We start from the raw sequence: 21724 nt of genomic DNA on the forward strand, positions 1-21724 counted from the left end.
TCGGGTGGCCGGGTGCTCCGGGGGCCGGGGTGGGTGGCGCTCGGCCGGAGGTGCAGCGAACGACGCATTCGGGACCTCCGGCGCCGCGAATGCGACTTTCGCAGCACTTCGTGGGCCCGGAGGTGGGGCGGGCGGACCAGCCGGCCGCGACCGCGCGAGGCGGAAGTGGGCCAAGAGCCCCCTTGCCGGGCGGGCGGACCAGCCCGACGGCCGCGACCGCGCTGGGCCGGAGTGCCGCGAAGGACGCATTCGGGACCTCCGCCGCCGCGAATGCGACTTTCGCGGCGTTCCAGGGGGCAGCTCAAGCCGCCGCGGCCTGGGCCTCCGCCCGCGCCTTGATCGCCGCCAAGGTGTGCTCGATCGACCGCACGTTGTACCCCGGCCGATCCGCGCGCCCCGTCACCCGCGGCCCCATGAACTTCCGGACCACCCAGCTGCCGATCCGGTACCAGTTCTCGGTGACCCGGCAGCCGTCCGCCGTCGGGGTCAGTACGTACTCCCACCGCGACACCCGTGACCCGATCGGGGTTCGCACGTCGAACGCGAACCGGTGCCGCTCCTCGAACGCCACGACGCGGACCCGCGTCCACCACTGCAGGTCGCCGTTGCGGTTGCGGCCGCGGAAACGTGCTCCCAAGCCCGGCTCGTCGAGCCAGCGGCCGCCGATGTTCTCCGGGCTCAGCTCGCCCATCCGGGGCAGGTCGGTGACCCACGACCACACCGTGCCCGCGTCGGCCGGGACGTCGGTGGCGCGGGAAATCGTCGGTTCCACGCCTCGACGGTGACAGTGCCGCCGGGTGCCCGGCAAGGGGTTCGGGCGGAGTCCGCAGCGGAGGAGATCCGGCGGTGAAAAACTCCCGCCCGCCACCTGGGTTGCCGACCCGGGGTTCTGGGTATCTCGCGCGCGGAGGAGTGTCCCGATACGGAGGGTGCGGTGGTCAGCGTGATCCCGATCGAGGTGGTCGGAATGGCCGTCCCGGTGCCCGGCGAGGCGCCGCTGATGCTGCTGCGGGAGCCGGACGGGGCGCGCCGCTGGCTGGCGATCATGATCGGGTACGGCGAAGCCGAGGCCCTCGTGCGGGCGCGTGAGCAGATCGCGCAACCGCGCCCGGGGACCATCGAGCTGCTCGGCGACGTGCTCGCGGCGTTCGGCCAGGGCGTCGCCGCGGTCGAGCTGACCGAGGTGCGGGACGGGATCTTCTACGCCGACCTCGTGCTCGCCTCCGGTACGCGCGTGTCGGCCCGCCCGAGCGACGCCGTCGCGCTCGGCCTGCGCCAAGGCGCGCCGATCAGCGTCGCCGAAGAGGTGCTCGACGTCGCGTCGGTGCAGCTGGAGGTCGAGCAGGAGGCCGAAGGCCCCGCCGCCGACGTGCTGGACACCGAGGCCGAGGTCGCCCGCTTCCGCGCCGAACTCGACGGGCTGCGTCCCGAGGACTTCGACGACCTGTAGAGAATCGTCTCCCGTACCCCAGTGACGGGAGAGCCATGCCGGACTTCGTGACGAACACCGAGCCGCACCGGCGTGAGCTCCTGGTGCACTGCTACCGGATGCTGGGCTCGGTGCACGAGGCCGAGGACCTGGTCCAGGAGACGCTGGTCCGCGCGTGGAAGGCGTGGGACGGCTACGACCCGGCCCGCGCGTCGGTGCGCACCTGGCTCTACCGGATCGCGACCAACGCCTGCCTGACGGCGCTGGAAACCCGGTCCCGGCGGCCGCTGCCGTCCGGGCTCGGCCGGCCGAGCGACGACCCGGACGCGCCGCTGACGCCGTCGTTCGAGATCCCGTGGCTGCACCCGTTCCCGGACGCGCGCCTCGACGACCCCGGCCTGCGCCTGGCCCGGCGCGGCACGCTGCGGCTGGCTTTCCTCGCGGCGATGCAGACGCTGCCGCCGAAGCAGCGCGCGGTCCTGATCCTGCGCGAGGTCCTGGAGTTCAGCGCGGCCGAGGTGGCCGGCTTCCTGGAGACGACCCCGGCGTCGGTCAACAGCGCTCTGCAGCGCGCCCGCGCCGGCCTCGGCGACCTGACGGCGGACGAGGTGCCCGAACCGGACGACTCGGCGGTCGAGGCGGTCCTGGACCGGTACGTCCGCGCGTTCGAATCCGCCGACGTCACGGGCCTGGTCGAGCTGCTGACCGAGGACGTCGTGATGGAGATGCCGCCGGTGCCGCTGTGGTTCCTCGGCCCGGACGGCTACGGCCGCTTCCTGGAGCGGCTGTTCGCGATGCGCGGCCGCGACTGGCGCATGACGCGCGCGGCGGCGAACGGGCAGCCCGCGCTGGTGGCCTACTGCCGGGACGACACCGGGGTGTACCGGCTGCACACGCTGCAGGTCTTCACCGTGGCCGGCGGGCGCGTGGCGCACAACGTGGTGTTCGCCGATCCCGCCGTGCTGGCGCTGTTCGACCTGCCGGCCGTGCTGCCATGAGTCCACAGTAGATTCGACAGGGTTACCTGATCAGTCTACCCTGTCGATTATGACTTCGAAGAAGGCCGCGGCCGTCGCGGCCGCGCAGGACTTGCGCGTGCTCGTCGGCCGGCTGCGGCGGCGGATGATGGACGCGACGGCGGTCGGTGGCCTGACCTCCGCGCAGGCTTCCGCGCTGGCCCGGCTCGCGATCACCGAGCCGACGACGGCGAGCGTGCTGGCCGGCGGCGAGAAGGTGCGCCCGCAGTCGATGGCGGCGACCGTGGCCGCGCTGGCGAAGCTCGGCCTGGTCCGCCGCGAGGCCGACCCGGAGGACGGCCGCCGCCAGCTGCTCTTCCTCACGGCCGAAGGACGCGAGTACGCCCAGGGGGCCCGCGCCTCCCGGCACGAATGGCTGGCCCGGACCCTCGCCGACGGGCTCACCGAGGACGAGCTGGCGGTGGTGACCGAGGCGGTCGCCCTGCTCGGCCGGGTCGTCGAATCGTGACGGCCCGGCCGGGGACGCGGGACGGGTTCGACCGCAAGCTGCTGGCCCCGCTCGTCTCGGGCGCGGTGCTGAACCCGGTCAACTCGACCGTCATCGCGGTCGCGCTGGTGCCGATCGGCGTCGCGTTCGGCGCCCCGGCCTCGGCGACCGCGTGGCTGATCTCCGCGCTGTACCTCGCCACCGCCGTCGGGCAACCGGTGGCCGGGCGGCTCATCGACACCTACGGGCCGCGCCCGGTGTTCCTGCCGGCGACGGCGCTGGTCGGCCTGGCCGGCGTGCTCGGCACGCTCGCGCCGAACCTGGGGTGGCTCATCGCCGCCCGGGTCGTCCTCGGCTTCGGCACGTGCGCCGGCTACCCGGCGGCGATGCGGCTCATCCGCGACGAGAGCGACCGCACCGGCCGCGACAGCCCCGCGTCCGTGCTCACCGTGCTGGCCATCTCCACCCAGACGATCTCGGTGATCGGGCCGGCCCTGGGCGGCCTCCTGATCGGTGTCGGCGGCTGGCGCACGACCTTCGCCCTCAACATCCCCATCGCGCTGGTCGCGTTCGTCCTCGGCGCGCGCCGTTTCCCCGGGGCGCCCAAACCCGCGGCGAAGGGGTCGTTCGACCTCGATCTGCCCGGCATGGCGCTGTTCGCGGGCTCGCTCGTCGCGGTGCTGCTGTTCCTGATGCACCCGGGTGCGGGGGACCGGTACCTGGCGGTCATCGCCGTCGCGGGGGCGGCGGGCTTCGCCGTGCGCGAGCTGACCTGCGCCCACCCGTTCATCGACCTGCGGCTGCTCGGCCGCAACGGCCCGCTGCTGCGGACCTACGGCCGGGCGCTGCTGGCCTACGTCATCGCCTACAGCTTCCTCTACGGCTACACGCAATGGCTCGAACACGGGCGTGGCCTGTCCGCGGCCGAGGCCGGGCTCGCCACCCTGCCGCTGTTCGCGACCGGGATCCTCGTGTCGCTGATCAGCGGGCGCCGCGAGCAGGTGCGCGGCAAGCTCGTCGTCGCCGCGCTCGGGCAGCTCGCCGGCTGCGCGCTGCTGCTGACGCTGGACTCTTCGGCCGCCGTCTGGCTGCTCGTCGTGGTCGCGCTCGTGGCCGGGATCCCGCAGGGGCTCAACAGCCTCGCGCTGCAGAACTCCGTGTACCACCAGGCGAATCCCGCCGACATCGGCGCGTCGGCCGGGCTGCTGCGCACCTTCGGCTACCTCGGCGCGATCGTCTCTTCGGCGCTGCAAGGCGCTTTCTACGGACCCGCCGCCGAAACCGGCGGCCTGCACGACCTCGCGCTGCTGCTGCTCGGCATCGGCGTGGTGTTCCTCGCCGTCACCGCGTTCGACCGATCCCTGTCCCAGCGCACCACCCCACCCGGAAAGGACGAAACCCGTGCTTGACCCGAACCGCACCGCCCTGCTCGTCATGGACTACCAGGAGGGGATCGTCGGGCAGCTGCCCGGCACCGGCCCGCTGCTCGACCGCGTCGCCGGCGTCGTCGACGACGTCCGCGGCCGCGGCGGGCACGTCGGCTGGGTGCGCGTCGCCTTCGAGGACACCGAGTTCGACGCGATACCCGAAACGAGCATGTTCGCCCCGATCGCCGCCTCCGCCGACCTCCGCGCGGCGATGCACGCGGATGCGCCCGGCACACAAATCCACCCGAAGTTCGCTCCGCACGCCGACGACGTCCAGGTGCGCAAGATCCGCGTCGGCGCGTTCTCCACCACGGACTTGGCGGCGCAGCTGGAGAAGCGCGGCATCACGACGCTCGTCCTCGCCGGGCTCAGCACCAGCGGCGTCGTGCTGAGCACGGTCCGCGAGGCGATGGACCGCGACTACCGGATCGTCGTCCTGCGCGACGCGTGCGGCGACCGCGACCAGGCCACGCACGACTTCCTGACCGGCACGGTGTTCCCGCGCACCGCCACGGTCGTCGACGTGGCCGGGCTCGGCGACCTCTGGGACGTCCAGTAGGTTCGCTGCGTGCCCCGTCCCGCGACCGTGCCCGAGGCGGTGCTGCGCGTCTCGATCGTGGAGCGGCTGTTCGCCCGCGCGGACGACGACCGCCCGCTGTTCACCCACCAGGACCACAGCCACGACGCCGAGCACACGGTGACGTGGGCCGAGTTCGCCGCGCGGGTCCGCGTCGTCGCCGGCGAGCTGCGCCGGGTCGCCGAGCCGGGGGAGCGGGTCGCCGTCCTCGCCGGGCAGGAACTGGCGTACCCGCTCGCGTTCTTCGGCGCCCTCGCCGCCGGCCTGATCGCCGTCCCGCTGATGCCGCCGGGCAACCGCGCGCAGGCCGAGCGGCTCGGCGGGGTGCTGGCCGACTCCGGCGCGCGGGTGTGGCTGACGTCGTCGGCCGCGGCGGCGCGGGTCCGCGAGTTCGGCGACGCGGGCGACCTCCTGGTCGTCGACGAGCTGAGCGGGCCGGGCGCCGACCCGGTGCCGGTCGCGCCGGAAAGTCCCGCGTACCTGCAGTACACGTCGGGCTCGACGCGGGAGCCGGCCGGCGCGGTGATCCCGCACCGGGCGATCGTCGCGGCCTGCTGGCAGGGCAGCCGGGCCTACGCCGTGGACGAGGGCACGACCTGCGCGGGCTGGATCCCGTTCTTCCACGACATGGGCCTGATCCAGCTGCTGTGCCTGCCGGTCTTCGCCGGCGGGCGCGCGGTGTTCATGGCGCCGGCCGAGTTCGTGCACCGGCCGGCGCGCTGGCTGCGGCAGCTCGCGGACTACCCCGCGGTGTTCACCGCCGCCCCGAACTTCGCCTACGACCTCGCGGCCGAGGCCGGCGCCGAAGCCGGCCTCGACCTGTCGGACGTGCGGGTCGCGCTCAACGGCGCCGAACCCGTCCGGCCCCGCACGGGCGAGCGCTTTCTCGAGGTGTTCGGCCCGCACGGCTTCCGGCGCGAGGCGTACCGCCCGTCGTACGGGCTGGCCGAAGCCACCGTGTACGTCGCGAGCGCGGGGCCGGAAGGGCCGAGCGGCGCGGTGTTCGACCGCGAGACGCTCGCGCAGGGCCGGGCCGTCGAAACCGTCGACGGCCAGGAACTGATCTCCGTCGGCCGGCCGATCGGGCAGGACGTGCGGATCGTCCACGAAGGACGGGAACAGCCGGAAGGCCTTGTCGGCGAGATCTGGATCCGCGGTCCCAACGTGGCCACCGGCTATTGGAGGCGCGGCGACGCGGCCGCGTTCGACGCCACGCTGGACGGTGCCGGCGGCTGGCTGCGCACCGGCGACCTCGGGGTCGTGCACCGCGGCGACCTCTACGTCACCGGCCGGCTCAAGGACCTCATCGTCGTCGACGGCCGCAACTTCCACCCGCAGGACATCGAGGCGGCGGCGGGCGAGGCCCACCCGGCCGTCCGCCGCGACCGCGTCGCCGCGTTCGGCGTCGCCGACGAGCACGGCGAAGGCGCGGTGGTGGTGGCCGAGTGGGCCCGAGATGCCGACGCCGACCTCAAAGAGGTGACCCGGGCGGTGCTGCGCGCGGTGTCGCGCGAGCACGATCTCACGCTCCGTGCGGTACATCTGGTCCCTTCCGGCGGACTTCCGCGCACATCGAGTGGCAAGGTCGCCCGGTCGGCGGCGAAGGCACGTTATGGTGGCGCCCGTGGGTGATCACCGCGCCGAGGTCACGAAGGTCGTCAGCGAGACCTTCCGGCTCGACCCGGCCCTCGTCGAGCCCGACGCGCCGCTGGAGGAGCTGGGCATCGACTCGAAGGGCCGGATCAAGCTCCTCGCGGCGCTGGAGGTCTACTACGGCGTGACGATCGACCTGGACCAGCTCGATCGGTTCACCGACGTGGGTTCGGTGGCCGCCGTGCTCGCGGAAGCCCTGGGAACTGGCGGACCTACAGGAGAGGCTCGGAAATGAGCGGCGGGGGGTACACCGCGACGACGGAAGCGTTGTCGACGGCGTCCAAGACCATCGGGGACCTGGCGGAGCACCTGCTGGACGACAACCCGGACCTGCAGACCCCCCAGGTGACCGCGGAGGGGTTCGGCAAGGCGCACAACGCCCACGCGGCGAAGTACACCGCGGGCGCGCAGGCGCTGTGGGCCGCCGTCTCCGGCTACAGCAGCACGCTCGGCTCGTTCGGCACCAACCTCGGCACCGCCGGCTCGAGCTACGGCGCCAACGAGGAGAACCAGGCCGGCACGATCACGAACGCCGGGGGCTCGCTCTGATGGCCGACGAGAACAAGAAGAAGTGGTCCGACGTCAAGGCGCTGCTGGACGACCCGAGCGTCCCCGCTCAGCAGAAGAGCGCGCTGATCAGCAGCTGGCTGCGGGAGAACCCGCCGCCCCCGCCGTTCCTGTCCGACCAGGAACCGGACGAGATCAAGCAGAAGCGGCAGGAAGCCGAGAAGTACGCGAACGCGTACAACGCCAACCCGCTCTTCGCCGGGCAGTCGGTCGACGAAGCCTTCGACAAGGCCAAGTCGAGCGGCGACCAGAACTCCTACAACGAAGACCAGGAAAAGAAGGCCGTCGACGAGGGCAAGACGAAGCTCGGCGACACGAAGCCGCCCGCGTCCGCCGACGGCGGGACCACCACCGGGACGAAGACGTCCGACGAGATCTTCGACGCCGCCGCGCCCGCGCTGAAGCTGTTCGAGACCTTCGGCTCGCTGCTGGCGAAGATCCCGGCCGACTGCCGCGGCAACACGCGCGCGCTCGACCTCGACAAGGACATCCGCGCGCCGTTCGACGAGCAGCGCGGGATCAGCTTCGAGCACTTCGTCCAGGACGCCGCGCACTTCAAGACCGGCTCGGAGACGGTGGACCGGACGCTGGAGGACACCGGTTCCCAGCTCGGCAGCCTGTACAAGACGTGGAGCGGCGCGGGCGCGGACGCGGCGTCCGACACCTACAACGACAAGATCCAGCCTAAGGCCGCCAAGCTCGCCCAGACGCTCGGCAACGTCAGCGAGGCGACGACGACCACCGCGACCACGGTGTTCCAGCTGTGCAAGGGCAAGGCCGACGCCGTCATCGGCATGTACACCGACCTGGTCGGCAAGGCCGACTACACGATGGCGCAGAAGGTCGTCGCGGTCGCCAGCGGCGAGCACGGCAACGAGCAGGACCTGGCCCAGATCGCCGGCTGGATGGACCTCAACTTCGGCACCAACCTGGTCAAGACCCTCAACGACCAGGGCTGCTGCGACGGCGACGAGATCAAGAAGCACGGCCAGGACCTGGCCAAGCAGTGGATCCAGAACCAGTTCAACCCCGACATGTGGGACCGGCTGTACAAGGGTTTCGAGAAGACCTGCAAGGACACCAAGGACCTCGTCGACCAGGCTTACGACGCGCTCGACAAGGTCATGGGCGCGGTCAAGAACGAGTTCGAGGGTGTGTCGATGCCCGGCGGGTCCGGGACCGGTGGGGCCGGTGGCCCGGGTGCCGGTGGCGCGGGCGGTCCGGGTGCCGGTGGCGCCGGGGGCGGTTACGGGACGGGGAACGGTTCCGGGTCCGGCAGCGGGTCGGGTTCGGGCATTCCGGGCGGGGGTTCCGGCGGTGGCTCGGGCTCCGGTTCGGGCATCCCGGGCGGCGGCTCGGGCAGTGGCTCGGGCAGTGGCTCCGGCTCCGGCTCGGGTATCCCCGGTGGTGGCTCCGGCTCGGGCATTCCCGGCGGCGGTTCGGGTTCCGGTTCGGGCTCGGGCGGTGGCTCGGGTGCCGGGGGCGGTGGTTCGGTGCCCCCGATCCCGGACACGGACACCCCGTCGGATGCCGGGTCGACCGGTGGCGGCTCCGGTTCGCCGGGCGGTGGTTCCGGTTCACCGGGCGACGACCAGCAAGCCGCCGCGGAAGCCGCCAAGAAGCAAGCCGCGGAGGCGGCGGAAGCGGCCAAGAAGCAGGCCTCGGAGGCGCTGGGTTCGTTCGACGGCGGCGGGAGCGGCGGCGCCGGTCTCGGCGGCGGCTCGGGCGCCGGCCTCGGCGGTGGCGAAGGCCTGGGCGGTGGCTCGGGTTCGGGCGGTGGATCCGGCTCGGGTTCCGATGACACGTCGCCTTCGTCGGTGCCGCCGCCTTCGTCCAGTGGCCAGGATGCGGCGGCCGCGGCCGCCGAGGAGGCCAAGAAGAAGGCCGCCGACGCGTTGAAGGAGTTCAGCGGCCCGGGCATCCAGACCGAGTCCGGTGACGGCGCCGGTTCGGGTTCCGCGGGCAGCGGGCTCGGCGGCGGCGAAGGCTTGGGCGGCGGCTCGGGTTCGGGCTCGGGCGGTGGTTCCGGCTCGGGCGGCGGTTCCGGCGACGACGGCAAGGCGGCGGCCGAGCAGGCCGCGGAAGAAGCCAAGCAGAAGGCGGCCGACGCGTTGAAGGAGTTCAGCGGCGACGGCATCAAGACCGACTCCGGCGAAGGTGCGGGGCTCGGCGACACCGACGGCGACGGCAAGCCCGACGGCTTGGACACCGACGGCGACGGCAAGCCCGACGGTCTCGACAAGGACGGGGACGGCAAGCCCGACGGCCTGGACAAGGACGGGGACGGCAAGCCCGACGGCCTGCTCGGAGAAGACGGCAAGGACGGCGACGACACCCCCGACCACCTGAAGGTCAAGCAGGGCGACAAGACCTTCGAGATGACCGAACCCGACCACGACGGGAAGATGGACATCAAGGTCGGCGACGGGACCGACGCCGTCAAGGACTTCAAGCTGGACTGGTCCAAGGCCGCGGACGGGCAGAGTCCACAAGGGACGGACGACGCGTACTGCCCCGGCCCGGACGGCAAGATCCACATCGAGGACGGCGACCTCAAGATCACCGCCGAGCGGCCGGACGGTCCGGACGGTCCGACCGTCGTCACCGTCGACGACGGCAGCGGCAAGCCGACGACCTACACCCTCGGCGAGGACGACAAGCCGTCGGACGTCCTGGGCGACACGCCCGCCAAGAAGCTCGACGACGACCTGCCCACCCACCGCGGCACGCTCGACGACCTCGGCGGCTCGGGCGCGCACCACGGCGGCGGCCCCGACGACGGGGGTTCCGGCGCGCACCACGGCGGCGGTGGCGCCGGGGCCGCGATCGGCGGCGGCTCGCACGGCGGTGGCGGGCTGTCCTCGGCCGGCCTCGACACGCACGCCGGGCTCGGCGAGACCCCGATGACCGGCGGCGCCCACACGGGAGCCGGCGCGGGCGTCGGGCAGGCGCAGCCCGCGGCGGCGTTCGCCCCGATGGGGGCGTCGGCCGGGACCGGCGGCCAGGCGATGTCCGGGATGCCGGGCATGGGCGCCATGGGCGGGGCCCACGGCGGCGCCGGCGGCGGCGACACCGAGCGGCGCACGCCCGCGTACCGGATCGAGGGCGCGGTGTTCGACAACCTCGGTGAGCCGGGCCGCCGGATCATCGGCTCCCTGAACGACGACGAAGACCCGCCGTCCGGCCGCCGGACCTGGTAGGAGGACCCATGACCGACATCGCCGCGATGAAGGCCGAGCTGGCCGGCCTGGTGCGCGAACAGTCCGAGCGCCGCGAGCTGCGCGAGCAGCGGGGCGAGGAGATCAAGGCCCGGTCGCAGGAGTACATGACCAAGCAGGTCCAGGCGGCCGAGCGGTACGTGCAGCACGTGCGCGAGATGGCGCAGCGCAAGACGAAGTCGGGCTGGAGCACCGACCGCGGCACGGAACAGCAGTCGGCGTTCGACACGGACGCCTTCGGCGGCGAGCCGGGGGAGGCATCCCCGTTCGCGCCCTCGGCGACACCCCCGGCGGCTCGTGACGAGTCACCCCGCCGCGCGCGCCGGTCGCGGGCAGCGGAGGCCGAGGACGACTTCGACAACAACCCCTGGTGAGGGGCTGAGGGGTCGGCGGTCACAGCTCGCCCCGGTGGTTGCGGTTGCCGGAGGTCGGTCGCGATCTCTCGCGGCTGCGGTAGTGCCGGCTGGGGCGGGCGCCGGAGGTCACGGCGGTCCCGGCCGGGCAGTGGCAAACCCGGCCGCGGCGGTCACGGCTCCCGAAGGTGGGTCGCGATCTCCCGCGGCTGTGGCGGCGCCGGTCCAGCGGGCGCCGGAGGTCACGGCGGTTCCGGTCGGGCAGTGGCAAACCCGGCCGGGGCGGTCAGGGCTCCCGAAGGTCGGTCGCGATCTCCCGCGGCTGTGGCGGCGCCGGTCCAGCGGGCGCCGGAGGCCACGGCGGTCCCGGCCGAGCAGCGCCAAACCCCCGCCCGCGGCCGTCACGGCTCCCAGAGGTCGACCGCGATCTCCCGCAACCGCTCGCTGAAGATCCCACCCGGGTTCGCCCGCTCCAGCACCCCGCGCAGCCCGGCCTCGAACTCCGCGCGGCGCTCACCGAACAGGTGCGGCGCCGCGCTGGACAGCGAAAACACCCCCGCCACCACCTCGTCGGCCGTCCGTGTCACCACCCGGCCGGGCACCGTGAACCGCCGCGGCCCGCGGAAGCCCGCGCCTCGGTAGATCTCCGCCTCGCCGCCCGCCGTCCCCGCCGGCAGCGTCCCCTGGCCGGCCCGCCGGACCGAGCCGAGGTACTCCCGCACCAGCTCCGCGATCTCGCCACGCGGCACCGTCCCCTCGACACCCTCGTGCGTCGTCGCGTGGACGTGCGCGCACACGCCGCCCGGCGCCAGCATCCCGTGCACCGCCGAAGCGACCCTGGCCCGGTCGAACCAGTGGAACGACTGCGCGAACGTCACCAGCCGGAAGCGCCCCAGTCCGGCCGGCAGCTCCTCCGCGCGGCGGTGCACCCACCGGCAGGCCCCCGACAGCCGCCGGGCTTCCGCGAGCATGCCCTCGTCGGCGTCGAGCCCGACCGCCTCCTCGAACCACCCGGCCAGCAGCAGCGTCAGCGATCCCGGCCCGCAGCCGACGTCGAGCAGGCGGCCCGAACCGTCCAGCCCCAGCTCCGCCGCGAACGCCTCGGCGAGCTCCGGGGGATACGCGGCGCGACCCCGGGCGTAGTACCCGGCACTGCCCGAATAGAGGGACGGATCCCACTCCCACGCGTCGGCCACGCCCCCAGCGTAGATACTCGGGTGTCATGGACTCCGCGAACTGGTGGCGCGACGCCGTCGTCTACGAGGTCTACGTACGCAGCTTCGCCGACGCGGACGGGGACGGCACCGGGGATCTCGCGGGCCTGCGCTCGCGCCTGGGCTTCCTCGCCGACCTCGGCGTCGACGCCGTGTGGACCACCCCGTGGTACCGCTCGCCGATGGTCGACGGCGGCTACGACGTCGAGGACCACCGGACCCCCGACCCGCTCTTCGGCACCGACGCCGACGTCCTCGACCTGGTCGCCGAGGCGCACCGGGTGGGGCTGCGGCTGCTGATCGACGTCGTCCCGAACCACACCTCCGACCGCCATCCCTGGTTCCTCGCAGCCCTCGCGGGCGGGCCCGAACGCGCGCGCTACCACTTCCGGCCCGGCCGCGGCGAACACGGCGAGCTGCCGCCCACCGACTGGCGCAGCGTCTTCGGCGGCCCGGCCTGGACGCGCGCGGCCGACGGCGAGTGGTACCTGCACCTGTTCGCCCCGGAACAGCCCGACCTCAACTGGGACGACCCGGAGGTCCGCGCCGAATTCGAAGACCTGCTGCGGTTCTGGTTCTCCCGCGGGGTCGACGGCGTCCGCATCGACGTCGCCCACGGCCTGCTCAAGGACCCGGCCTTCCCCGACCTCGGCGCCGACGACGAGGAGATCGCGCGGCCGCCGGACCGCGCCGCGCACCCGCACTGGGACCTCGACGGCGTCCACGACATCTACCGCGCCTGGCGGAAGATCGCCGGCGAGTTCGGCCCGGACCGCGTGTTCGTCGCCGAGGCGTGGGTCGACCGGCCGGACCGCCTCGCCCGGTACGTGCGCCCGGACGAGCTGCACACCGCGTTCAACTTCGACTACCTGCGTTGCGACTGGGACGCGGCCGCGCTGCGCGAGGTCGTCGACCGGACCCTCGAAGCACTGCACGCGGTCGGCGCGCCTGCGACCTGGGTGCTGTCCAACCACGACGTCGTCCGGCACGTGACGCGGTTCGCGCCCGGCGGCGACCTCGCGCGCGGCCGGCAGCGGGCCCGGGCGGCGCTGCTGCTGATGCTCGCCCTGCCCGGCGGCGCGTACCTGTACCAGGGCGAGGAACTGGGCCTGGAGGAAGTCGAGGACCTGCCGGAGGAAGTGCTCGCCGACCCGACGTGGGAACGCTCGGGCCACACCCGCCGCGGCCGCGACGGCTGCCGGGTGCCGCTGCCGTGGTCGGGCACCGAGCCGCCGTTCGGCTTCGCGCCCGACGGCGTGCCGACGTGGCTGCCGCAGCCGGCCCACTGGAGCACGGCCGAAGCCCAAGCGGCCGACCCGGCGTCCATGCTCAGCCTCTACCGCACGGCGTTGGCCGAGCGGCGGGCGAATCCGGCGCTGGGGGACGGGACGCTGACGTGGCTGCCGTCGCCTCCCGGAGTGCTGTCCTTCGCGCGAGAGCCCGGGTTCCGGTGCGTGGTGAACCTGTCGGCGGAACCGGTCGGGCTGCCGGCCGGCCGGGTGGTGCTGTCCAGCGTGCCCCTCGACGGCGAATTGCCGCCCGACGCGGCGGTGTGGCTCGCCGGGAGCTGAGCGGTTCACCCGGCCGGGTCGAACCGGTGGTGTGAAACCGCGATCGGCGGGGTATCCGGTCGCGTTCGCTGCCGCTGTCCGAGCCGGAGGTCGTCCCGTGCCCGTCAAAACCGCCACCCCGCCCGCCACCGACGTCGTCGGCCTGGCGCTGGAAGTCCTTGCGGCGCAAGGCATGAGCCGCCCGGCCGCGCAGACCGCTTTGAAGGCGATGGCCCAGGAGCGGGGCCTGACGGTCGCGCGGTGCGCGGCGCTCGTCGTGGCCGCCGTCGACGGGAGGATGGGCTGACGGGCAATCGGCACGAGTAACCCGCCCGCCACGGGGAAAGCCCCTCCCACACACCGACGAGGAGGCTTTCCGTGCCCGACCACGAAGAGGACGTCATCGAGCTGCTGCAGCGGCAGCACCGCGAAATCCGGGACCTGTTCGCCACGCTGGAAACCGCCGGCGGCGACCGGCGGCGCGAGGTGTTCGCCGACCTCGTGCGGTTGCTGGCCGTGCACGAGACGGCGGAGGAACTGGTGGTGCACCCGGAGATCCGGGACCTCGAGCCCGCCGCCGGACCGGTCGTCGACGCGCGGCTCGGCGAGGAACACCGCGCCAAGGAACTGCTGAGCACGCTGCAGAAGATGGGACCCGAAGCCGACGGGTTCGACACGCTGCTCGTCCAGCTGCGCGAAGACGTGCTCGCGCACGCCGACCACGAAGAGCGCGAAGAGTTCCCGCTGCTGCGCGCCCACCGGCCGCCCGAGCGGCTGCGCGCCATGGCCGCGACCGCCAAGCTCGCCGAAGCCGTCGGCCCGACCCGGCCGCACCCGGGCGTCGAGAGCGCGACGGCGAACCTGGTGCTGGGCCCGCCCGCGGCGATCATGGACCGGGCGCGCGACCTCATCCGCGGCGCGCTGGGGAGGTGAGGGCGGTGACGTCCGAAGAACCCCGGGACCCCGAAGAGTTCGCGGAAGAGGCCGGGCTCGACCCGACCCCGCAGGAGGTCGAGGAGTACCAGGAGCTGGCGAAGAAGAACCCGCCCTGGTCGGCACCGGACTGAGTGGGTACCCCGTCGTCATGGCAGAGGGCTCGGCCCGCAAACTGCGGCGCTACCAGGAGATGCGGGACTTCGGCCGGACCGCCGAGCCGGCCGGCGGGGCCGCGGGCGGCCCGGCCGGGCACCGGTTCGTGGTGCAGCGGCACCGCGCCCGCCGCCTGCACTACGACTTCCGGCTGGAGCTGGGCGGCGTCCTGGTCAGCTGGGCGGTGCCGAAGGGCCCGACGCTGGACCCGAAGGCCCGTCGGCTGGCTGTGCACGTCGAAGATCATCCGATCGAGTACGCCGATTTCGAAGGCGTGATCCCGCGCGGCGAATACGGCGGCGGGGACGTCATCGTCTGGGACCGCGGCGAGTGGCGGCCGGTCGACGCCGACCCGGCGAAGGCGATCGAGGACGGCACCCTGCACTTCGACCTCGACGGCGAGAAGCTGGCCGGCCGGTTCGTCCTCGTCCGCACGAACCGCGGCGAGAAGGACCAGTGGTTCCTGCTGCACAAGGAGGACGACCACGCCGAAGCGGGCTGGGACGCCGAGGACCACCCGCGCTCGGTGAAGAGCGGCCGCACGAACGACGAGGTGGCGGCCGCGCCGGGCGCGTTGTGGCACGGCGACCGGCCCGCCGCACAGGCCGAGGAAGCCGTCGGGTTCACCGCCGCGACCGCCGACGAGCTGGCGGCCCTCGACGACCTCGGCGCCAAGGGCAGGTGGTCGGTCGTCGGACGCGAGCTGACGCTGACGAACCTCGACAAGGTCCTCTTCCCGCCGGCCGGCGACGGGGAGCCGGTGACCAAGCGGGACCTGATCCGCTACTACGTCACCGCCGGGCCGGTCATGCTGCCGTACCTGGCGGGCCGGCCGCTCAACACGCACCGCTTCCCGCAGGGCGTCACCGAAACCGGCTTCTGGCAGAAGGAAGTCCCGAAGCACGCGCCGGACTGGCTCACGACGTGGCGCAACGAGCGCGCGAAGGCGGGGGAGAGCCGGCGGTACGTCGTGGCGGACAGCGTCGCGACGCTGGCGTGGCTCGCGAACTACGGCGCCCTGGAGCTGCACGCCTGGACGTCGCGCGCCGCCGACGTCGACCACCCGACGTGGGTGCTGTTCGACATCGACCCCGGCCCGGAGACGTCGTTCGCCGAGGTCCTGGAGCTGGCGCGGCTGCACCGCACCGCGCTGGAGCACCTCGGCCTGACCGGGCGGCCGAAGGTCACCGGGCAGCGCGGGATCCAGGTGTGGGTGCCGATCGTCGCGCACTGCACGTTCGAGCAGACCCGCGAGTGGGCGGAAACCGTGTCGAAGACGATCGGGCGGGTCCTGCCGGACCTGGTCAGCTGGGCCTGGTCGAAGGACAAGCGCCAGGGCCGCGCCCGGCTCGACTACACGCAGAACGTGCTGAACAAGACGCTGGTGGCGCCGTACAGCGTGCGCCCGCGGCCCGGGGCGCCGGTGTCGGTGCCGCTCGAGTGGGACGAGCTGGACGACGACGGCCTCACCCCGGACCGCTGGACGATCCGGGACGTCCCGAAGCGGCTGACCGAGCGCGGCGACCCGTTCGCGGCGCTGCTCGGGATCGAGCAGAAGCTGCCGGGCCTGTGAGCTGAAGGGCACTTTCGGTGCATGTGACGGGCCGAAGGGCACCTTCCGTGCATGTGACGTAAGGAAGGTGCCCTTCAGGCGTGGACGGTTTCGAGGCCGCGGGGCTGCAGCCGGTCGAGGTCGGGGCGGGTCAGGTGCGGCCGCCCGCCCGCGTGCTCGGTTGTCGCCGCGGCCGCCGCGACCGCCAGGCACGCCGCCGTCTCCAGCGGACGGCGGCGGGTGAGCGCGGCCGTCAGCGTCGCGACCAGCGCGTCGCCCGCGCCGGTCGGGTCGACGACCTCGGTCTCCACGTGCGGCACGAACCACGACTCCGCCGGTCCGGCGAACAGGTTCCCCTGCCCGGCCACCTCCAGCACGACCAGCGACGGCCCCCGTTCCCGCAGGTCCGCCGCCGCGCGGGCCGCGCTCGCGACGTCGTCCACCGGCTGCCCGGTGAGCAGCTCGGCTTCGTGCCCGTCGGCGCGCACGACGTCGGCCAGGGCGAGCAGCTCGCCGGTGAGGTCCTGCGGGGCGCCGTCCAGCACGACGCGGGTGCCCGCGGTGTGCGCGAGCCGCGCGGCCAGCAGCGCCGCCGGGGCCGGCTGCTGCAGCTGGATGATCAGCGAACTTGCCGCCGAGATCGGCGCGGACGCGGCGAAGACGTCGGTCTCGGTCACCAGGGTCCCGTCCGGGACGTGCTCGAGGTAGCGGCGGCGGCCGTGGGCGTCGACGACGTCGATCAGGAGCGCCGTCTCGGTGCCCGGCCGGCGGACCACGTGCGACGTGCCGATCCGGTCGGCGCGTGCCTGCGCGCGCAGGGCGTCGCCGGTGCGGTCCCGGCCGACCACGCCGACCAGCGAAACGGCCACGCCGAGCTGGGCGAGCGCCACGGCCTGGTTGGCGCCCTTCCCGCCGAGCACCTCCTTCCGGTGCTTCACCGGCGCCGACGAGTCGGCATCGGGTGCGTCCGGGACCTCGACCACCAGGTCGCGGGCGATCTGCCCGACGACCACGACTTCGCTGTACATCACCGGTACCGCCGGTCGGTCATGGCGCCTCCTCGGTTGGCGAAGATCGGCTACCCCGTCCCGGGCGGCGGATAAACCGCACGTTCGGGTCGCGCGGTCGACGTGGGGGACCGCCGAAGGGGGAAGGCGGCCTGGTTCCGGCGGTGCCGGGCTCGCGAGCGGCGTCCTCTGCCCGCCGTCACCGGGTGATCCTTCGTTCCCCCGGACGGCGGTACCGATTCGTCCGCGCCCCGGATGTGGATCACCGCGTCTTCGGGTAAATCAGAGGAACGAGAACGAAAGCGAGGTTCGGGTGACCGAGACGTTGATGAACGCCGCCGACCGGTGGAGACCGCTGACCGAGCTGCTGGGTGCGCTGCTCGAGCGGATCACCGGTGAGCTGCCGGGGTGCCTCGGCGCCGGGCTCACGGTCGGCCAGGGCGGGCGGCCGCCGCGGGTGCTGGCCGTCGCGGGCGTCGCCGCCGATCTGCTGGCCGTTTCGCTGGCGCACGGCGGCCCGGTCGCCGTCGCGGCCGCCACCGGGGAGCCGGTGACCACCGACGACCTCTTCACCGACGGACGCTGGCCGGAGCTCGCCCGCGCGGTCGCCGGCCGCCCGGAGTTCGCCGCGGTCCGCGGCGCGGCCGCCCTGCCCGGTCTCTGGGAGGACACCAGCGCGTTCGTGCTGTCGGCGGCGTTTGACCGGCCGCCCGACGCTCGCGTGCTGAGCGTCCTGCGGCGCTACGAAAAGCTCACCGAGATGACGCTGGTGGTCGCCGAGACCGCCACCGCCGGCGACCCAGGCCAGACCCTCGACCTGCTGGCTTCGCGCGCCGCCATCGAGCAGGCGAAAGGCGTGGTCATGGCGGTCCGGCGGTGCTCGCCGGACGAAGCCTGGCAGACGCTGCGGCGGGCCAGCCAGGAGTTCAACGCGAAGGTCCGCGAGCTGGCCGTCGCGCTGGTCGAGCACGTCGGCGGCGGGCACGCGCCGCAGCCCGACGGCGTTCCGCAGATCCGGCCCGGCGCCTCGGCCCGGCATGCGGCCGAACGGCTCTGGTCGGCGTTCACCGCGGAATAGGGCGTTTCCGTTCCGGCGGTTTGGGTATCAAGACCCCGACCTTGATCACCCCGGAAGGCTTGCCGAACCCGTGTCCCCCACGTCCCCGGTCCCGACCCGGTCCGCGCCGCTCGCGGCGCGCCGGACGGAGTACCGCCCCGGTCTGCTCGTGCTGACCTTCGCCGGCGAGATCGACGCGCTGACCCTGCCGATCCTGGAACGCGAGCTGGCGGCGTCCCCACCGGGGACGACGGTGGTGGACCTCACGCAGGTGGCGTTCCTCGGCCTGGCCGGCGCCCGCGCGCTGGCGGCGGCCGCTCGGCTCGCGAGCACGGAGGGCCGGCGGTTCGGGGTCGTCGCGAACAGCCGCACGCTGGCCCGGCTGTTCCGGATCACCGGGCTGGCGGCGGTCGTCCCGATGTTCGCGTCGCTGTCGGACGCGCTGCGCGAGCTGCTGGCGGCCGGGGTGCGGGACACCGCCTGCTGAGCGTCGCTCAACGCGGGACCCAGCGGGCCACCAGGACTCCCGCGTCCGACCGCAGCTCACCACCGGCGTGCGCGACGACCTCCTGGGTCAGCAAGCGCGCGGTCTCCGGTGGCAGCGTCCCGCCCGCCAGGCACCGCGCCACGCGCTCCCGGCCGAACGGCGTCCCCAGCCGGTCGGTCGCCCCGGCCAGGCCGGGTGAGTACAGCGCGAGCACGTCGCCGGGCCGGAGCCGGGCGTCGGTGACCCGCGGTGGCCGCTCGAAGCCGACGGCCGCCGACCCCGTCTCCGGCAGCACGGCCCCACCCCGGACGATCAGCGGGGCCGGGTGCCCGGCGCCCAGCCACCGCACGTCGCCGGTCACCAGGTCCAGCTCCGCGAGCACCCCCGTGACCGCCGCGGCGGAGCCGGCGACCGCCTCGTACTGCTCCTCCAGCGAAGCGCCGTCGCGCCGGGCCGCGCGGTAGGCCGCCAGCGCGTTCACCACCGCGTAGCTCGCGTCGCCCGTGCGCGAGCCGGCGTCGAACATCGCCAGCCGCGCCCGCCGTTCCGAGAGCGCGTAGTCGAACACGACCCCGCACAGGTCGTACGCCGGTTGGACACTCGCGCCGACGACCACGCTCTCGGTCGCGCCGGTGAGCGGCGGCAGGCTCTGCCACAGCAGCTCGGCGGGAGAGCCGCGGTGGCGCCGCCGCCGTCGCACGTCGAGGCCGTCGCCGTACTGGGTCGTGACCGTCACCAGGTGCCCGAGCAGCGTGCTCAGCCACCGGCACTGCTCCCGCAGCACGGGGTCGTCGGGGTCGGCGCCGTCGGTGGGGACGATCTCCAGCACGCCGAGCCGCTCGACGCCGTCGAGCAGCACCGTCCACAACGTGGGGCCGGGCGCGTCCCGCGTCACCGCGGTCCCGGCGTGGCGGAAGACGGCGCCGGCGACGGTGGTGTCGATGTCCAGCTCCGCGGCGGAGTCCGCGCGCACGAGCGTCCGCTGGTCGTAGTCGGCGAGGTAGACGCCGATGCGCAGGTCGAGCGCGCGGCCCGCCGCGGCGACGACGGAGGGCAGCCGCTCGGGCGGCGCGCGGTGGGCGCCTTCGAGGAGGTCGACGAGCGCCTTCAGCGGGCCGTGCAACGGTTTCCCGTCGCGGACCGAATGGCTGTAGGGCGCGCGGGGCGGCCCGGCCAGCTCGTCGAGCCGCTCGTTGACGGCGTGGGCGAGCATGTCGCGGTCGACGCGGGGGAGCGTGGTCAGCGCGTTGAGGTAGGCGTCCAGCTCCAGCAGGCTCTGGCTGCCGCCGAGCGCGAAGTACCGCATCCACAGCTGTTCCAGGGTCAGGCCGCTGCGGGCGAAGCAGGCGGTGAGCAGCCGTTGCTGTTCGCCCTCGGGCAGGAAGCGCATCGGCGGCTCACCTTCCCCGCGGCGCGGGTGCGAGCAGTCCGGTGGCGGCCTCGGCCGGGCTGAGGCCGTCCGCGCGGGCCAGGGAGAGCAGGCGGTCGAACGCGGCGTCCTCGTCGAGGCCGTCGCGGCCCATCAGGAAGCCCTTCGCCATCGCGATCACGTCGCGGTCGCGCAAGGTGTGCTTGAACCGCTCGCTGAACCGGCTCGCCCGCTCGTAGGCGCGAGCGTTGGCGACCAGCGTCGCGGCTCGGGCGGCGAACGAGGCCAGCGCCTGCTCCTCGGCGTGGCCGAACGCGCCGGCCGTCGTCGCGTAGATCTTGATCGCGCCGTGGCAGCCGTCCTCGGCGACGAGCGGGGTGGTGAGCACCGAGCGCAGCCCGGAGCCGGTGATCGCGGCGCACCACCGCGGCCAGCGCCGTTCGGTGGTGACGTCGTCGATCCGCATCGGCGCGCACTCCGCGAGCGCGGCCATGCAGGGGCCCTCGCCGAGCTGGTACTGCAGGGTGTCGGCGTCGCGCACCAGCGGGCCCGACGCGCTCGTCGTGGCGGGGCGGCCTTCGTCGTCGATGAGCGTCACCCCGGCGCCGGCCGCGCCGGAGATCGTCTTGCCCGCGAGCGAGACGACCAGTTCGAGCACCGAATCCACGCTTTCGCGCGAGAGCAGCAGCCCCGACATCCGCGCGGCGACCGCCGCGAGCTCACCGTCCAGCGGCAGCCCGTCCGCCTTCTCCGTCGCCATGGCCGCTGAATACCAAAGGGAGGCGGCGGCCAAACCTGCACATGGCGTCGCGTGAAGTGGGTACCCGGGCGGTCGGCGCACCAGCGGGAGGAGAGGACATGGAACTGCCGGAGCCCACCACGACGGCTTCGCCGCTGCTCGACGACGTAACGGGAGCGCTCGAGTCGCTCACCGCCGTCCTGCGGCAGGAAGACGACTTCCGGATCCTGCTGCGGCACGTGTGCCTCGAGGTGCGCCGGGCGATCCCGGGCGTCGCCGAAGCGTCCATCACGCTGGTGCGCGCCGACGAGCCGCACACGGCGTCCGCGACCGCCGCCGTCGTGAGCGAGCTGGACGGCGACCAGTACCGCCTCGGCGACGGGCCGTGCCTGGAGGCCGTCCGCAGCGGCAAGATCGTCCGCACGTCGGTGACCGACGCGGCGGAGCGCTGGCCGGCGTTCGCGAGCGGCGCCATGGAAGCGGGCTTCGGCAGTTTCCTCGCCGCACCACTGGTGGCGGACGAGGAGTACACGGGCGCGGTGAACTGCTACGGCCGCCAGGACGACGGCTTCGAGGAGATCGAAGCACAGCTGCTGGAGCTGTACACGACGGCGGTGGAAGCGGTGTTCCGCGTTTACCACCGGTACGTGGAGGCCCGCGAGACGGCCGACCACCTGCGCACGGCGTTGACCTCGCGCGCGGTCATCGACCAGGCGAAGGGGATGCTGATGGCGATCCGCCGCATCGGCGCGGACGACGCGTTCGCGGTGCTGGTCGAGCAGTCGCAGCGGGAGAACGTGAAACTACGCGAAATCGCCGAGCGATTCGTGGAGCGGGTCGTTTCCAGCGGCGTCGTTTGATTCTCGGTCGGGCACGGGGTTGACCCGCACCGCCGGCGGGCTTTCGCGGGCGCCGCTTCCCCCCGTGCGACGATCTGGGGGTCACGCGGATCGGAAGAAGGAGCTCCAGACC

23 protein-coding genes are annotated in these 21724 nt (G+C 73.7%); 18 read left to right on the forward strand and 5 right to left on the reverse strand.

Going from position 1 to position 21724, the window contains the following annotated elements:
* Positions 1-301 precede the first annotated feature (301 nt).
* Entirely contained in the window at positions 302-772 is a 471-nt protein-coding gene (locus BLV96_RS02535; protein ID WP_086683986.1) for an SRPBCC family protein, read from the reverse strand.
* A 162-nt stretch (positions 773-934) separates the two neighbouring features.
* Here BLV96_RS02535 and BLV96_RS02540 point away from each other — a divergent pair, with 162 nt between their 5' ends.
* Genes BLV96_RS02540 through BLV96_RS02585 form a run of 10 tightly spaced genes read left to right on the forward strand, consistent with a single transcriptional unit; the run spans position 935 to position 10709 of the window.
* Positions 935-1450, forward strand: a complete 516-nt coding sequence (locus BLV96_RS02540; protein ID WP_086683989.1) for a bifunctional nuclease family protein — start codon at positions 935-937, stop codon at positions 1448-1450.
* Positions 1451-1485: 35 nt separating this feature from the next.
* Entirely contained in the window at positions 1486-2427 is a 942-nt protein-coding gene (locus BLV96_RS02545; protein WP_086683992.1) for a sigma-70 family RNA polymerase sigma factor, read from the forward strand.
* Positions 2428-2476: 49 nt separating this feature from the next.
* Positions 2477-2914, forward strand: a complete 438-nt coding sequence (locus BLV96_RS02550) for a MarR family winged helix-turn-helix transcriptional regulator (RefSeq protein WP_086683994.1) — start codon at positions 2477-2479, stop codon at positions 2912-2914.
* Positions 2911-4302 carry an MFS transporter gene (locus BLV96_RS02555; protein ID WP_244180017.1) on the forward strand — a complete coding sequence of 464 codons (1392 nt, stop codon included), beginning with the start codon at positions 2911-2913 and terminating at the stop codon, positions 4300-4302. Before BLV96_RS02550 ends, BLV96_RS02555 begins: the two co-directional genes overlap by 4 nt.
* Positions 4295-4879: a cysteine hydrolase family protein gene (locus BLV96_RS02560; RefSeq protein WP_208608115.1), complete on the forward strand. Its 585-nt coding sequence runs from the start codon at positions 4295-4297 to the stop codon at positions 4877-4879. The genes BLV96_RS02555 and BLV96_RS02560 overlap by 8 nt, the downstream gene beginning before the upstream one ends.
* Before the next feature lie 9 nt (positions 4880-4888).
* Complete coding sequence (locus tag BLV96_RS02565) at positions 4889-6529, forward strand: fatty acyl-AMP ligase (RefSeq protein WP_086684000.1); 1641 nt, start codon at positions 4889-4891, stop codon at positions 6527-6529.
* A complete protein-coding gene (locus tag BLV96_RS02570; protein WP_208608116.1) occupies positions 6522-6785 on the forward strand; it encodes an acyl carrier protein in 264 nt (87 codons plus the stop codon). The genes BLV96_RS02565 and BLV96_RS02570 overlap by 8 nt, the downstream gene beginning before the upstream one ends.
* Positions 6782-7099, forward strand: a complete 318-nt coding sequence (locus BLV96_RS02575) for a hypothetical protein (RefSeq protein WP_086684006.1) — start codon at positions 6782-6784, stop codon at positions 7097-7099. Before BLV96_RS02570 ends, BLV96_RS02575 begins: the two co-directional genes overlap by 4 nt.
* Entirely contained in the window at positions 7099-10317 is a 3219-nt protein-coding gene (locus BLV96_RS02580; protein ID WP_091388675.1) for a WXG100 family type VII secretion target, read from the forward strand. Before BLV96_RS02575 ends, BLV96_RS02580 begins: the two co-directional genes overlap by 1 nt.
* 8 nt (positions 10318-10325) lie before the next feature.
* Positions 10326-10709 (forward strand): hypothetical protein, encoded by a 384-nt coding sequence (locus BLV96_RS02585; RefSeq protein ID WP_086679604.1) that lies wholly within the window; start codon positions 10326-10328, stop codon positions 10707-10709.
* A 380-nt stretch (positions 10710-11089) separates the two neighbouring features.
* Here BLV96_RS02585 and BLV96_RS02590 read toward each other — a convergent pair whose 3' ends face one another.
* Positions 11090-11884, reverse strand: a complete 795-nt coding sequence (locus BLV96_RS02590; RefSeq protein WP_086679602.1) for a class I SAM-dependent methyltransferase — start codon at positions 11882-11884, stop codon at positions 11090-11092.
* 26 nt (positions 11885-11910) lie between these two features.
* On the opposite strand from BLV96_RS02590, the gene BLV96_RS02595 reads away from it, so the two are divergent.
* From BLV96_RS02595 to ligD, 5 genes are all read left to right on the forward strand, one after another.
* Entirely contained in the window at positions 11911-13473 is a 1563-nt protein-coding gene (locus BLV96_RS02595) for a glycoside hydrolase family 13 protein (RefSeq protein ID WP_086679600.1), read from the forward strand.
* A gap of 97 nt (positions 13474-13570) precedes the next feature.
* Entirely contained in the window at positions 13571-13759 is a 189-nt protein-coding gene (locus BLV96_RS02600) for a hypothetical protein (protein WP_086679596.1), read from the forward strand.
* A 71-nt stretch (positions 13760-13830) separates the two neighbouring features.
* Positions 13831-14385, forward strand: a complete 555-nt coding sequence (locus tag BLV96_RS02605; protein WP_086679593.1) for a hemerythrin domain-containing protein — start codon at positions 13831-13833, stop codon at positions 14383-14385.
* Positions 14386-14390: 5 nt separating this feature from the next.
* On the forward strand, positions 14391-14519 hold the full coding sequence (locus BLV96_RS51155) for a hypothetical protein (protein ID WP_279627516.1): 129 nt from the start codon (positions 14391-14393) through the stop codon (positions 14517-14519).
* 17 nt (positions 14520-14536) lie between these two features.
* A complete protein-coding gene (gene ligD, locus BLV96_RS02610) occupies positions 14537-16114 on the forward strand; it encodes a non-homologous end-joining DNA ligase (RefSeq protein ID WP_086679590.1) in 1578 nt (525 codons plus the stop codon).
* A gap of 74 nt (positions 16115-16188) precedes the next feature.
* On the opposite strand, the gene BLV96_RS02615 is transcribed toward ligD, so the two are convergent.
* Positions 16189-17121, reverse strand: a complete 933-nt coding sequence (locus tag BLV96_RS02615; protein ID WP_086679587.1) for a PfkB family carbohydrate kinase — start codon at positions 17119-17121, stop codon at positions 16189-16191.
* Between the two features lie 292 nt (positions 17122-17413).
* Here BLV96_RS02615 and BLV96_RS02620 point away from each other — a divergent pair, with 292 nt between their 5' ends.
* Positions 17414-18178: an ANTAR domain-containing protein gene (locus tag BLV96_RS02620; RefSeq protein ID WP_086679584.1), complete on the forward strand. Its 765-nt coding sequence runs from the start codon at positions 17414-17416 to the stop codon at positions 18176-18178.
* A gap of 70 nt (positions 18179-18248) precedes the next feature.
* On the forward strand, positions 18249-18644 hold the full coding sequence (locus tag BLV96_RS02625; protein WP_086679580.1) for an STAS domain-containing protein: 396 nt from the start codon (positions 18249-18251) through the stop codon (positions 18642-18644).
* Positions 18645-18651: 7 nt separating this feature from the next.
* Here the strand turns inward: BLV96_RS02625 and BLV96_RS02630 are convergent, their stop codons facing one another.
* Together BLV96_RS02630 and BLV96_RS02635 are read right to left on the reverse strand one after the other, a co-directional pair.
* Entirely contained in the window at positions 18652-20034 is a 1383-nt protein-coding gene (locus tag BLV96_RS02630) for a PP2C family protein-serine/threonine phosphatase (RefSeq protein ID WP_086679577.1), read from the reverse strand.
* Positions 20035-20041: 7 nt separating this feature from the next.
* On the reverse strand, positions 20042-20773 hold the full coding sequence (locus tag BLV96_RS02635; RefSeq protein WP_086679575.1) for a GAF and ANTAR domain-containing protein: 732 nt from the start codon (positions 20771-20773) through the stop codon (positions 20042-20044).
* 98 nt (positions 20774-20871) lie between these two features.
* Here BLV96_RS02635 and BLV96_RS02640 point away from each other — a divergent pair, with 98 nt between their 5' ends.
* The gene (locus tag BLV96_RS02640) at positions 20872-21612 is read left to right on the forward strand and encodes a GAF and ANTAR domain-containing protein (protein ID WP_086679572.1); all 741 of its coding nucleotides are present in this window, start codon (positions 20872-20874) and stop codon (positions 21610-21612) included.
* Positions 21613-21724: the final 112 nt, after the last annotated feature.

Origin of the sequence: Amycolatopsis pretoriensis (genome assembly GCF_900107925.1) — a bacterium.
Classification (GTDB): Bacteria; Actinomycetota; Actinomycetes; order Mycobacteriales; family Pseudonocardiaceae; genus Amycolatopsis; species Amycolatopsis pretoriensis.

Coding starts and splice junctions, on each gene's coding strand:
- BLV96_RS02545 (WP_086683992.1), top strand. CDS start 1,486: ATGCCGGACTTCGTGACGAACACCGAGCCGCACCGGCGTGAGCTCCTG.
- BLV96_RS02575 (WP_086684006.1), top strand. CDS start 6,782: ATGAGCGGCGGGGGGTACACCGCGACGACGGAAGCGTTGTCGACGGCG.
- BLV96_RS02580 (WP_091388675.1), top strand. CDS start 7,099: ATGGCCGACGAGAACAAGAAGAAGTGGTCCGACGTCAAGGCGCTGCTG.
- BLV96_RS02585 (WP_086679604.1), top strand. CDS start 10,326: ATGACCGACATCGCCGCGATGAAGGCCGAGCTGGCCGGCCTGGTGCGC.
- BLV96_RS02615 (WP_086679587.1), bottom strand. CDS start 17,121: ATGTACAGCGAAGTCGTGGTCGTCGGGCAGATCGCCCGCGACCTGGTG.
- BLV96_RS02595 (WP_086679600.1), top strand. CDS start 11,911: ATGGACTCCGCGAACTGGTGGCGCGACGCCGTCGTCTACGAGGTCTAC.
- ligD (WP_086679590.1), top strand. CDS start 14,537: ATGGCAGAGGGCTCGGCCCGCAAACTGCGGCGCTACCAGGAGATGCGG.
- BLV96_RS02630 (WP_086679577.1), bottom strand. CDS start 20,034: ATGCGCTTCCTGCCCGAGGGCGAACAGCAACGGCTGCTCACCGCCTGC.
- BLV96_RS02640 (WP_086679572.1), top strand. CDS start 20,872: ATGGAACTGCCGGAGCCCACCACGACGGCTTCGCCGCTGCTCGACGAC.
- BLV96_RS02635 (WP_086679575.1), bottom strand. CDS start 20,773: ATGGCGACGGAGAAGGCGGACGGGCTGCCGCTGGACGGTGAGCTCGCG.
- BLV96_RS02550 (WP_086683994.1), top strand. CDS start 2,477: ATGACTTCGAAGAAGGCCGCGGCCGTCGCGGCCGCGCAGGACTTGCGC.